Genomic DNA, 7,205 nt, shown 5'->3' on the forward strand with positions numbered 1-7,205 from the left:
GTCGGCTTCCAACCTGCGAGCAAGCGGAGGTTTTGTATCCGGCGGGGGTAGACATGAAGTACCTACGGCGGGTGTACGTTCGAGAGAACGAGCATCAAGACAGCGTCAATGCTTTGTTGAGCCACTTTGACCGCTCGGATGTCGAAGTTATAGTGAATGCAAAGAAATTTGAGGGATGTCCTTAGTGATTCACCGGAACCAGAGCGCGTCGGTCGGAGCAGCAAGAATGTCCCGCTTTGATTCAAGGACGGAGGCCATCGTTGGCTCTGCGCTATGGGCTGCTGCTGGAGACGCGATAGGATGGATCACAGAACTGGGAGATGAGGATACGATCCGATATCGTACCGGCCAGAACCGTGTTCGTTCTACAGTAGAGTGGAGGCGTCGTATCGGGGGTCGGTTTGGGCCGACTTTACAGCTGCCTTCTGGTACTTATTCCGATGACACACAGCTGCGATTGGCCGTCAGCCGCTCGACGCGAGGTGATGGCGATTTCGATGTCGAGGCATTCGCGAAGGTCGAATTGCCCGTTTGGGCTAGCTACTCGTTGGGAGCGGGTCGGGGAACCAGTGCTGCCGCGTCCAGTCTTACGAAAGGCACAGTGAGCTGGTTTTCAAACTTCTTCGGAAGCCGTGGCGAACGTGGCTACCTTGACGCCGGCGGGAACGGCGCCGCGATGCGGATTCAGCCTCACGTTTGGAAATCCAATCTAGACGTGGCTTCATCGTTCGTGAAGGACGTCTTACGGGATGCAATAACTACTCACGGCCATCCTAAGGGATTTTGCGGAGCCCTTTTCCACGCGTTTTGCCTGGCGCACGCAATTGCCTTGCGTGAGATGCCCGGACCCGACGAATGGGTAGACTTTGCGAACCAACTGAGGTGCATTCCCGAGGCGATCAGTTCCGACGAGCAACTGTCCCTCTTCTGGCTCGGCCCTTGGGAAGAGGGCTACGGAATGCCATTACGAACCGCAATCCAGGAGGAAATCGATTTCGTTGTACGAGTAACAAGGTTGCTGCGCGCAGAAGTTCACTCACGCGAGCGTGCTTATTCTACTGTTCTCGAAACAGTCGGAGGATTTGACGAACAGACAAGAGGTGCAGGGCTAAACACCGCGCTGGCCGCAACAGCTTTGGCATACCTCACTCGTGATCGAAATAATGAGGAAAGCTTGTTATTGGCTGCAAATGCGCCGGGTAGCGATACTGACACCATCGCTACGATGGCTGGCGCGATATTGGGTGCTGCCCGTCCAACGCCAGTCGGTTGGACAATACAGGATCGCGAATATATTACGGACGAGGCGATCCGTCTTTCCGAGATCGCGCAGGGGCACGCGACGGCTTCGTTCCGATATCCGGATTTGATTTCTTGGTCACCTCCGACAACGCAATCAGACGCGGTCGGACTTTTTGAGAACCAGATTTGTCTCGCGGGCCTCGGCCGCGCCGAGCCTTTTGGTGAAGTTTTTTCGACGTCAGAAGCAAAATGGCAATGGTTGCGATTGGAATTTGGCCAGACTGTTTTAGCAAAACAGCGACCCAAGCTTCGGCAACTTACGCCCAAAGATCTCCCGAACAGAACTCGAGAAGCGAGTATCAATTATCCTCAAGGCGATCAGGTGTCGTTGTTTCAAGATGATCAATCACTGGCGGCAGCTCGACCAGAACAAAGGCATTCCGCTCCGGAGAGGGCCATTCGCGGCGGAGAACAGAGCTTCGACGATCTCAATGTCCTTACGGACAGCATTATAGAGCGAGGGTTTAGACCGGAAGACATTGGGCGAGCGCTTATCGAGTTGGCACAGGGCAAGTTCGCGATCGAGCGCTCGACCGCATTTTCTGCCATTATTGCCAAAGCCCTAGAGGCTCGACGGAGGCGCAAGCGCAGATAGTCACCGTCTAACGACCGCTATCCATCGCTGCAAGCTCGCAAAACCATTTCGTATACCTTGTCTCAAGCTCGAGCCGTTGTGGAAACGGCTCGTTAACGTGACGTACGCACACTGGCTCCTTGCGAAGACAAGCTTCGTGGGGAGCCGGACGTGGCCGACAAGAGCGAATTCGTCGACATGATCAGTGAGGCGACGCGGCAGAAGCGCCGCCGCGCCGCGCCACGCATCATCGATCCGCTTCCCGAGGTGAAGGAAACCTCGCGCCTCAGCCACTGGCCGCCGGAGCGCTGGACGCAATGGCGGATGGAAAACCTGACACCGTGGAAGATAAAGTCCTGGAAGCTGAAGAACTGGGATTAGCGCGCTCTCCAGCGAGAGTGACCTTAAAAAAACGGGCGCCGTGAGGCGCCCGCTGTCATTTCAGGCCTTACCAATAGACCCCGTACGGCCGCCAGTAATGGCGGTGGTGCCAATATGGCCGGCAGATCCGGTGCGGTCCGTAATAGGTCCAGACCACCCGGCAACGGCGGTGATGATAATAGGCCGGGTAGTAGTAAGACGATCCGTAGAAGTAGCGTCGGTGATGGAAGTGCCGGCGGTAGCCGTAGCGGTAACCGCCGCCATAGAAGCGGTGGTACCCGCCGTAGTGGCGATGGTAGCCGCCATAGCGATAGCCGCCATGCAACGCCGGCGCGGCGCGGAAGCCGCCACCGTGGAAGCTGCGGAAGCCGCCGCCGTGAAATCCACCGCCGTGAAATCCGCCACCATGGAAACCACCGCCATGAAAACCTCCACCGCCGTGGCCGTGACCGCCGCCGCCGCCGTGCCGAACCTGCGTCGTCGTGGCATCGGCCGCAGACTTTGCCGCAGGCACGGTGCCCGGGCTCGCCAGCGACAGCGCGTTGCTGCGAAGCGATCGACAATGCGAAGACCGCGGCCGCGGCAACACCAAGGCGGCGCACCAGTCCGCGCCGCAAAGAGCTCTCCCTCATCTCGGAACCTCCCTGACAACAGCAGTGAAACCACGCTGCATGGCAGCCGGTCTCATTGTGTTCATCGCAGTCGCTCCCGGCATGACGCTAGAAAGCCCTGAGTGAATGCGTCATGAACGCGCGAAACCGTGCGACGAAAAGTCCGAGCGGGAATGCCGGCGACGATCGCAGCGCGGCCGGCTGCATCACCAGAACGGGCCGAACCCGAAGCCAAAGGTGAACGGCGCCGGCACAGCATATGGATACGGCCGATAGTAGTAAGGCCGTCCGTAATAATAGGAGCCGTACGGCCGGTAATAGGAATAGGGCTGGTAGTACGGCCGGCAACAAGGCCGGTAGCCGTGGTGATAATGGTGACGATGGTAATGGCGATGATGGCGCTGCGCGCTGAAGTCGGTCGCCTTGCCCGGCTGCCGCTGTTGTGCCGCGGCCTGCGGCCTGGCTGATGCCGCAGCACTTGCCGATGCCGGCGCTGTCAGTGCGAATGCACAAGCGACCGCGGCAACACCGATCCATCTCATCATGATCAACTCCTGCAGATTGCGATTGATATCATCTCGCGCGCGCGAGTCTGCCGGTTTGATGGCTGAGAACGACAACAGGCCCGCTGCTCACGGGCCTGTGTCTCAACTGCGCTGATACGCCGCGCGATCAGCGGCGCCAGTGGCGACGATGGCCCCAGCCACGGTGATGTCCGCGACCCCAGCCACGATGCCAGCCATGACCATGACCATAGCGTACCTGCGTGGTCGTCTGGTTCGCGTTGTCCTGAACCGTTGCGGCGGTGCCCGGAGTCGCAAGCGACATCGCGTTCGCGCGCTCCGTTGGCGCCGCCAAAACCAGCACGGCACCGACGGCCGCAAGCCCCAGGACCTTCATCACCTTCATGCGTTTTCTCCTTGATCCCTTGATGTCACGTCTTGCAACGACGACTCGAGCTTCTTGCCTTGACGCGTTTTCTTCACGCGAAGAACTTCGCTCGAAAACGCTCTGGCATTCGAACCGACCCCCGTTGCCGCGACGCAGATCGCAAGCAAGATGCGGGCGACGTGAATGGGAAGTGAATGACTGCGCCACGATGGTGAATGCCGCTGACGCACACAGGTTCCAACACAGCCATCGCAATTTTCGTGTCTGTGCGCAAAACCGGCATAGACAATGGTCGTATGTTGTGAGGAGCCTCTCGCAGGAGATCGCCGATGACACAACAAGGCCCGCGCAAATGGCTGGTACTCGGCGCGGCAGCGCTCGCTGGGTCCATGATTTCAGTTGATGTCGCGCTCGCCTCGCAAGGACCCGGCGGCGGCATGGGAACGGCGAGCCAGCTCACGCAAATGCTGATGGCGCTCGCGGTCTATGGAACGGTGGGAGCGGTCGCCGCTGCCGGACTGATCGGCGCAGCGCGCCGTCATTTGCGCTAGCTTCCGCGTCGATCGCAGCCGCTCTAGCCCGGGCGCCAGAAGCAGTTCATGCGCGGCGTGATCACGGTGCCGCTCGGCCGGTGCTCCTGCACATAGGTCGCGGTGCAATCGCGCACGGCGTTCGGACCGGGATTGTAGCGCGGGATGACATCCGGTTCCCAATGATCGGGCCGCGACCGGTAGATCGGCACCCGCTTCAGCCGGCGGTGCTCGACGACCCGCGTGCGCACGACCGGAGCCGTCTCACCGATGCGCACTTCGGCCGCCGCGCTCTGTGCCCGCGCCCCTCCGGCCGGAAGCGAAAGCCCGACTGCTACCGCCAACAGCGTTGCCGCCACGATCCGTTTCATCACGCCACCCAAGCCCCATTCTTGAGCCTCAATCTTGGGCCGCACGGTCTCCCATTGCACCGCCAAGGTCAACTGCGCTGGCGCCGGCTGAGCCACTCGCGCTAAAGGAGTGTCATGTGGACCACAGAAAAAGCCCCCTCGCTCGCCGAGATGGAGGCCATGGCGCACGAAATCTTCGAGCGCCTGCCTCCGACGTTCCGAGCCCTCTGCGAGGGCCTGATCATCCGCGTCGACGACTTCCCGACCGACGAGGTGCTCCATGAGATGCAGGCCGAGAGCGAGTTCGACCTGCTCGGCCTGTTTCACGGCATCGGCCTGCCGCAGCAGAGCCATGGCGATGTGGCCCGGCTGCCCAACCTGGTCTGGCTCTACCGGCGGCCGATCCTGGATTACTGGGCGGAGCACGACGAGACCCTCGGCCACATCGTCCGCCACGTGCTGATCCACGAGATTGGGCATCATTTCGGCCTCTCGGACGCCGATATGGAGGCGATTGAGGCCGATGCGGGCTAGCTTTGCAGAAATGGCCCTTTTACCGCTGTCACATTCGCGATAAACATCCGGCCCCTATCCCCTATTTTTGCCCGGGAAGAGCACCGATGGACAAGTTCACCACGCTGGAAGGCGTCGCGGCACCGCTGAAGATCATCAATGTCGACACCGACATGATCATTCCGAAGCAGTACCTCAAGACCATCAAGCGCACCGGCCTTGGCAAGGGGCTTTTCTCCGAGCAGCGCTACAAGGATGACGGCAGCGATAACCCCGATTTCGTCCTCAACCAGTCCGCCTATCGCAATGCGAAGGTGCTGGTCGCCGGCGACAATTTCGGCTGCGGCTCGAGCCGCGAGCACGCGCCGTGGGCGCTGCTCGACTTCGGCATCCGCTGCGTGATCTCGACCTCGTTCGGCGACATCTTCTACAACAACTGCTTCAAGAACGGCATCCTGCCGATCCGCGTGTCGCAGGAGGACCTCGACAAGCTGTTCGACGATGCTGAGCGCGGCGCCAATGCGACGCTGACCATCGATCTGCCCAACCAGGAGATCCGCGGTCCCGACGGCGGCACGGTGAAGTTCGAGATCGATCCGTTCCGCAAGCACTGCCTGGTCAACGGCCTCGACGACATCGGCCTGACGATGGAGAAGAAGTCGTCGATCGACAGCTACGAGGCCAAGCTCAAGGAACGCGCCTGGGCTTGAGGCGCATCCAATCGTCGCGCCCCGGTGCCTTCAGGCGCCGGGGCTTTTCTTTGCCGAATTGCCTCACCGCAAACCCAGAGAGAGCTGACGCGCATGCTGCCTGACATCGTCACCTTCTGGCACGGCTCGATGGACGCGCTGCGCCGGACATGCCTGCGTTCGCAGGTGGCGGCCGGGCACAAGGTCACCGTCTACAGTTTCGATCCAATTCCCGGCCTGCCCGATGGCATCGGCAATGCCGAGGCCGAGGCGGTGCTGCCGCATTCGTTCTCGGAGAAGCTGCGTCCGGCCGAGCGCGACGGTTCGTGGCGCGACTGGACCATCCTGCAATTCAGCGACTTCTTCCGCATGCGGCTGATGGCACAGCGCGCCGGGCTCTGGCTCGACGCCGATGTGCTGTTGCTGAAGCCGGTCGAGATCGATCCGTCCAAGCCCTATTTTGCCTGGGAGCGGCCGCGGCAGCTCGGCAACTCGGTGCTGTATCTGCCGCAAGACGATCCGATCGTGCGCGCATTCGAAGCGCTGATGAGGCAGGACGAGCTGACGCCGGACTGGCTGGCGCTGCGTCACCGCCTGACCTTTGCGATGCGCAAGCTGCGCGGCAAATCCAATCGCCTGTCCGACATCCGCATCGCGATCTACGGTCCCGCAGCGCTGACCGCGCTCGCACGCCGCGAAGGCGAGTTGCAGCACGCGCTGCCGAAGCGCTCGTTCTACGCGGCGCACGCCGAGCCGAGGCTGTTCTTCGAGCCGTCGGATTTTTCGCGCTATCTGAACGATCCCGAAATCATCGGCCTGCACATCTCGCCGAAGGGACGCGGCAAGGCGGCCCCGATCCCGGGCAGCCTCTATGCGTGGGCGTCGGAGAAGTTTGGGAGTTAGTCACCCTCCCCTGGAGGGTGGAATCAATGCCCCATCGCAGCGATCGCGTCGGCGATCGCGATCGTGCGCTTGGCCATCTCGGCGTGCAGGCGCTCCACCATGCGGCCGTCGAGCTGGATTGCACCGCGCGCGGCGTTCTCCGGCTGTTCGAATGCAGCGATGATCCTGCGGGCCTCAGTGACCTCGGCCTCCGGCGGCGTGAAGATCGCGTTGCAGGCATCGATGTGGCTCGGGTGGATCAGCGTCTTGCCGTCGAAACCGAGATCGCGGCCCTGCGCGCATTCCTCCGCGAAGCCGTCGATATTGCTGATGTCGCCGTAGGGGCCGTCGAGGATCTCGAGCCCGTGCGCGCGGGTCGCCAGGATGCAATGCGTGATCATCGGGATCATCGCCGCGCGGCCCGGCTTCATCCGGATCCGGGTTTCGCGCGCGATGTCGTTCGGCCCGAACACGAAGCCGGC

General features: G+C 61.4%; 12 protein-coding genes. 7 read left to right on the top strand and 5 right to left on the bottom strand.

Features of this window, described 5'->3' with window-relative positions; translation table 11 throughout:
- From H8B02_RS43375 to H8B02_RS43385, 3 genes are all read left to right on the top strand, one after another.
- Window positions 1-185: DarT ssDNA thymidine ADP-ribosyltransferase family protein (locus H8B02_RS43375; protein ID WP_229171907.1), on the top strand; the 185-nt coding region annotated here is incomplete at its 5' end.
- 41 nt (window positions 186-226) lie between these two features.
- Window positions 227-1,897 carry an ADP-ribosylglycohydrolase family protein gene (locus tag H8B02_RS43380; protein WP_229171909.1) on the top strand — a complete coding sequence of 557 codons (1,671 nt, stop codon included), beginning with the start codon at window positions 227-229 and terminating at the stop codon, window positions 1,895-1,897.
- Between the two features lie 150 nt (window positions 1,898-2,047).
- The gene (locus tag H8B02_RS43385) at window positions 2,048-2,257 is read left to right on the top strand and encodes a hypothetical protein (protein ID WP_092121493.1); all 210 of its coding nucleotides are present in this window, start codon (window positions 2,048-2,050) and stop codon (window positions 2,255-2,257) included.
- A 67-nt stretch (window positions 2,258-2,324) separates the two neighbouring features.
- On the opposite strand, the gene H8B02_RS43390 is transcribed toward H8B02_RS43385, so the two are convergent.
- The 3 genes from H8B02_RS43390 to H8B02_RS43400 all read right to left on the bottom strand — a co-directional run bounded on the left by H8B02_RS43390 (window position 2,325) and on the right by H8B02_RS43400 (window position 3,777).
- Window positions 2,325-2,771 carry a hypothetical protein gene (locus H8B02_RS43390; RefSeq protein WP_229171911.1) on the bottom strand — a complete coding sequence of 149 codons (447 nt, stop codon included), beginning with the start codon at window positions 2,769-2,771 and terminating at the stop codon, window positions 2,325-2,327.
- A gap of 303 nt (window positions 2,772-3,074) precedes the next feature.
- Window positions 3,075-3,413: a hypothetical protein gene (locus H8B02_RS43395; protein ID WP_229171912.1), complete on the bottom strand. Its 339-nt coding sequence runs from the start codon at window positions 3,411-3,413 to the stop codon at window positions 3,075-3,077.
- 127 nt (window positions 3,414-3,540) lie between these two features.
- Window positions 3,541-3,777 carry a hypothetical protein gene (locus H8B02_RS43400; protein WP_229171914.1) on the bottom strand — a complete coding sequence of 79 codons (237 nt, stop codon included), beginning with the start codon at window positions 3,775-3,777 and terminating at the stop codon, window positions 3,541-3,543.
- 311 nt (window positions 3,778-4,088) lie between these two features.
- Between H8B02_RS43400 and H8B02_RS43405 the strand changes: the two genes are divergently transcribed.
- A complete protein-coding gene (locus tag H8B02_RS43405) occupies window positions 4,089-4,310 on the top strand; it encodes a hypothetical protein (protein WP_229171916.1) in 222 nt (73 codons plus the stop codon).
- Between the two features lie 23 nt (window positions 4,311-4,333).
- Here H8B02_RS43405 and H8B02_RS43410 read toward each other — a convergent pair whose 3' ends face one another.
- Window positions 4,334-4,660: a hypothetical protein gene (locus H8B02_RS43410; protein ID WP_229171917.1), complete on the bottom strand. Its 327-nt coding sequence runs from the start codon at window positions 4,658-4,660 to the stop codon at window positions 4,334-4,336.
- A gap of 114 nt (window positions 4,661-4,774) precedes the next feature.
- On the opposite strand from H8B02_RS43410, the gene H8B02_RS43415 reads away from it, so the two are divergent.
- The 3 genes from H8B02_RS43415 to H8B02_RS43425 all read left to right on the top strand — a co-directional run bounded on the left by H8B02_RS43415 (window position 4,775) and on the right by H8B02_RS43425 (window position 6,744).
- A complete protein-coding gene (locus H8B02_RS43415) occupies window positions 4,775-5,173 on the top strand; it encodes a metallopeptidase family protein (protein ID WP_229171919.1) in 399 nt (132 codons plus the stop codon).
- A gap of 86 nt (window positions 5,174-5,259) precedes the next feature.
- A complete protein-coding gene (gene leuD / locus H8B02_RS43420; RefSeq protein ID WP_229171921.1) occupies window positions 5,260-5,862 on the top strand; it encodes a 3-isopropylmalate dehydratase small subunit in 603 nt (200 codons plus the stop codon).
- 93 nt (window positions 5,863-5,955) lie between these two features.
- The gene (locus tag H8B02_RS43425) at window positions 5,956-6,744 is read left to right on the top strand and encodes a glycosyltransferase family 32 protein (RefSeq protein WP_229171922.1); all 789 of its coding nucleotides are present in this window, start codon (window positions 5,956-5,958) and stop codon (window positions 6,742-6,744) included.
- Window positions 6,745-6,767: 23 nt separating this feature from the next.
- On the opposite strand, the gene H8B02_RS43430 is transcribed toward H8B02_RS43425, so the two are convergent.
- A partial coding sequence (locus H8B02_RS43430; RefSeq protein WP_229171924.1) for an HpcH/HpaI aldolase/citrate lyase family protein occupies window positions 6,768-7,205 on the bottom strand: 438 nt, incomplete at its 5' end.

The organism is Bradyrhizobium altum (genome assembly GCF_020889705.1).
GTDB lineage: Bacteria > Pseudomonadota > Alphaproteobacteria > Rhizobiales > Xanthobacteraceae > Bradyrhizobium > Bradyrhizobium altum.